This window comes from Salinibacterium sp. (assembly GCF_031364185.1).
In the GTDB taxonomy this organism is placed as follows: Bacteria; Actinomycetota; Actinomycetes; order Actinomycetales; family Microbacteriaceae; genus Rhodoglobus.
On sequence record NZ_JANLVV010000160.1, the window covers coordinates 1 to 3,361 of the forward strand.

4 protein-coding genes are annotated in these 3,361 nt (G+C 62.1%); 1 reads left to right on the forward strand and 3 read right to left on the reverse strand.

The window, feature by feature from the left end; genetic code table 11:
- Together RMN95_RS07290 and RMN95_RS07295 are read right to left on the reverse strand one after the other, a co-directional pair.
- A partial coding sequence (locus RMN95_RS07290; RefSeq protein WP_309616274.1) for a glycosyltransferase family A protein occupies positions 1-811 on the reverse strand: 811 nt, incomplete at its 3' end.
- The gene (locus RMN95_RS07295; RefSeq protein WP_309616275.1) at positions 801-1,907 is read right to left on the reverse strand and encodes a glycosyltransferase family A protein; all 1,107 of its coding nucleotides are present in this window, start codon (positions 1,905-1,907) and stop codon (positions 801-803) included. The genes RMN95_RS07295 and RMN95_RS07290, both read right to left, overlap by 11 nt.
- 113 nt (positions 1,908-2,020) lie before the next feature.
- On the opposite strand from RMN95_RS07295, the gene RMN95_RS07300 reads away from it, so the two are divergent.
- Positions 2,021-3,193, forward strand: coding sequence for an acyltransferase (locus RMN95_RS07300; protein WP_309616276.1), 1,173 nt, complete (start codon positions 2,021-2,023; stop codon positions 3,191-3,193).
- Here RMN95_RS07300 and RMN95_RS07305 read toward each other — a convergent pair.
- Positions 3,178-3,361: hypothetical protein (locus RMN95_RS07305; RefSeq protein ID WP_309616277.1), on the reverse strand; the 184-nt coding region annotated here is incomplete at its 5' end. The genes RMN95_RS07300 and RMN95_RS07305 overlap by 16 nt on opposite strands.

Genomic DNA, 3,361 nt, shown 5'->3' on the forward strand with positions numbered 1-3,361 from the left:
CCCCGTTACTCCTCGCCAGGATCGCGTCGAATACATGCATCCTCAGAAATTTGGCCGCGAGGGCTGTGCGCTGATCGTTGGTGAAGCGCGCGAACCATGTGGTCGGGTAGATCTCGTCAAGGAAGCGGAAGTCCACGGAAACATCCCGCTGCGCGGAAGTGACCCGATCCCCCTCGTCGTGATGGCCCACATAAGCGGGCCCAGTGCTGTCGAAAGCGAGCGGTACGCCGGAGAACCACATCCGCGTGACGAAGGCGAGATCCTCTCCAGACGGCAGCCCCTCGGAGAATCGAAGATCGCCGAAGTGTTGACGGGAGATCAACCCGAGGGGGGCACTGCGGTATGACAGCCTATCCTTCACGCCGTCGAGTCGCTGCGTGCGGCCCAGCCGCACAGGGGGATAGCTGTCAGAGCCTCCGCCGTCATGCCGTATCCTCGCGAGTACCATGCCCGCGTTGTGTCGGCGCTGGAGAGAAAGCCAGGAGTCCACAGCGCCCGGATCGAAGGTATCATCGGAGCCCATCACGGAGACGAAGGGTGCGGTGGCCCGGTCAAGCCCCAAGTTAAATGGCCCGGCGGGGCTGGGGACGGAATCGTGCAGGGAAAGCAGTCGCACGCGCCTGTCCGCCATGAGATCACCCAGATTCGCTGCAATGACATCCGGATCTATGTTGTGCGCAATCACGGTCACCCTCGTTGCGGCCGTGGTGCCCGCAAGCACGGAGTCAACGGCACGAGCGATGGGGCGGGTCACGGTGTGCACCGCGACGACGACGTCAACCTCAGGTCCACGCAACGGATCAGGTGGCATTCTGATTCACCTCTCGAGGGAGGAGCGTGAGTGCCGTGAGGCTAGCGAAGAGCCATCGTGCTGCGCCCTCTCGCCTCAGCGTCATTGCGAGGCTTTGGGAGAGCACTGAATGGGGATTCTTCAATTCCCAGCGCAGTTCGAGGGCGGCGACCGCCGCGGGAAGCCCAGCAAGGTCGAACCTCACGGCAGCAATAACCGCAGCATCGAGTCTGGAGAGCAGGCGCTCACAGCCTGGTGCCGATTCCAGCACCTGCGTGACTACCTGCCTGAGCGACGCGGTGTCCTCTTCGCTCCACGTCGAAGAATCACGGCGGGAGACGACAGCGTCCAGCACGTTTAGTCGCAGCAGTTTCATGGCAATCGAGGTGCGGGCGGCCCCGCTGAGTCTGAGATACCAGTCGGCTGTCAGCAGCAGCGGGAGAAAGGCGAAGTCGACGGACACGGGTCGAGAGGATGCCGTGACACGGTCGTGACCGTCGGTAAAGCCCCGGTACGCCGGGCCAAAGCGATCGTGAGCGAGCCGATCGCCGGAGAACCAGATGGAGTTCGCAAACACGACATCTTCACCGGATGGCAGCCCCTCAGTAAATCGGAGCGCTCCGAACGCGGCCCGTGAAATGAGTCCAAGCGGAGCGCTGCGGTACGTGAGTCGATCTTTCACCGGATCGAGAAGGGCTGGTCCCCGCCACCGCAGCAGCGGTGATGCATCATTGCCGCCGCCGACGTGTTGTATCCTCGCGATCACCATCGAGGCTCGCTGCTCTCGTTGCACCGAGAGCCATGAATCTATCGCGCCGTGCTCGAACTCGTCATCGGAGCCAAGTAGCGAAAAGAAGGGAGAGGTCGTGGATGCGATTCCAAAGTTGAATGGTCCGGCTGGGCTGGGGATTCCGTCGGCGAAGGGCAACACCTGCACCCTGGGATCGTCGGCGAGAGAGCCCAGGTTGGCAACAATGAGCGCTGCGTCAATGTTGTGGGCGATCACCAAGACCTTTACAGGGGCCGAGGTGCCGAGGAGCACTGACGAGACCGCGCGGGCGATGGGACGGGTGTGGCTATGCACCGGGATCAGTACGTCGACCGTGGATTGTTGCATCGAAACGAATTCTAGCCGTCGATATTCGGTCGCCACTGTGATTGTGGGATACTCGATGAGCCGGGTGCCCCACTGTGTGGCCCTCGTATCTCGGCGAGCGAGAATACACCCCAGTGACCTCAACCTCAGCGACCTTGACGCGCACGCCGCGTCTCGACGCTTTGACCGGTTTGCGATGGTGGGCTGCGTTCGCCGTTTTCCTCTACCACATCCTCATCTTCGCCCCTCTGCCGTCCGGCGTCTCCGCAATACTGGGCCAGGGATACATGGGGGTCACGTTCTTCTTTGTGCTCTCCGGTTTCGTGCTGACCTGGTCGATGTCGCCCTCCTTGCCAAGGTCGACGTTTTACTGGCGCAGGTTCGCGCGAATCTACCCTTCACATCTCATAGCGCTCCTGCTGGCGATACCGGTGTTCTACCAGGTGTGGCCTTGGGTCGAGCCGCTGTGGAGGAAGCCGTTCGAGCCCGGGGTGCTGTCACTGTCGTTCCCTCTCCTTCAGGGGTGGTCGACGGATCCCCACGTCCTGTTCTCCGGGAACCCGGCTGCGTGGACGCTGACCTGCGAGTTCTTCTTCTACGCTCTTCATCCGTTCATCGCCATGGCACTGACGCGGTTCGACGCCCGAGGCGCCGTGCTATTCGGGATTGCCGCGATTGTTATCGCATTCAGCTATCGACTTGTGGCGCTGACACACCCTGATCTGTGGTTTTCCGACCTCCCGCCACCCATCGTTCGGCTACCGGATTTTGTAGCCGGGATGGCTGTGGCATGGGCTTTCCGGCAAGGATGGCGCCCCAAAGTCCCCGTATTAGCGGGAATGGTCTCACTCGGTCTCGTCACGGGACTCATCGCCGTGACCTCCGCGATGTTCCCTGAGTCGGGGCCGGTGATGTTCGTCGTTGGATTCGGCAACGAGTTCATGACAATCGCGTGCGCGGTGGTCATCGTGGCGATTACACGTCGTGCGTTGGAAGGGCGTCGTTCGATCTTCGCGTCCCGCGCCCAGATCAAACTCGGCGAGTGGTCCTTTGCCTTCTACCTGGTGCACGCGACGGCAATCTACCTCGCACTTACCCTGTTCGGTCTGCAGGAGCCATCGTGGCGGAACCTCGTGTGGTTTGCGGTACTTGGCGTCGTCGCACTGGCCGCCGCCGCGGCACTGCACACCTGGGTCGAGCGTCCAGTGGAAAGGCGTATGCGTGCGTGGAAGGACCGACGGGATGCCGCCCGCCCTACCGGCGCGGGATTCCCGAGAACAACCCAGAGCCCTCAATCGATCCAGTGAGCCCGGAGTACGTCGGCGCTGAAGCGGCCAGAGTGCACCACCTCGACAAAGTCCACCCCTGCTTTACCGATCGAGTGGATGAGTTCGGGGTGTTCGATTAGCGTGCCTAACACTGCTGAGAGCGTCTCCGGCGTTGCCTCGACGATGGGGAGCTCTCGACCCGTTGCT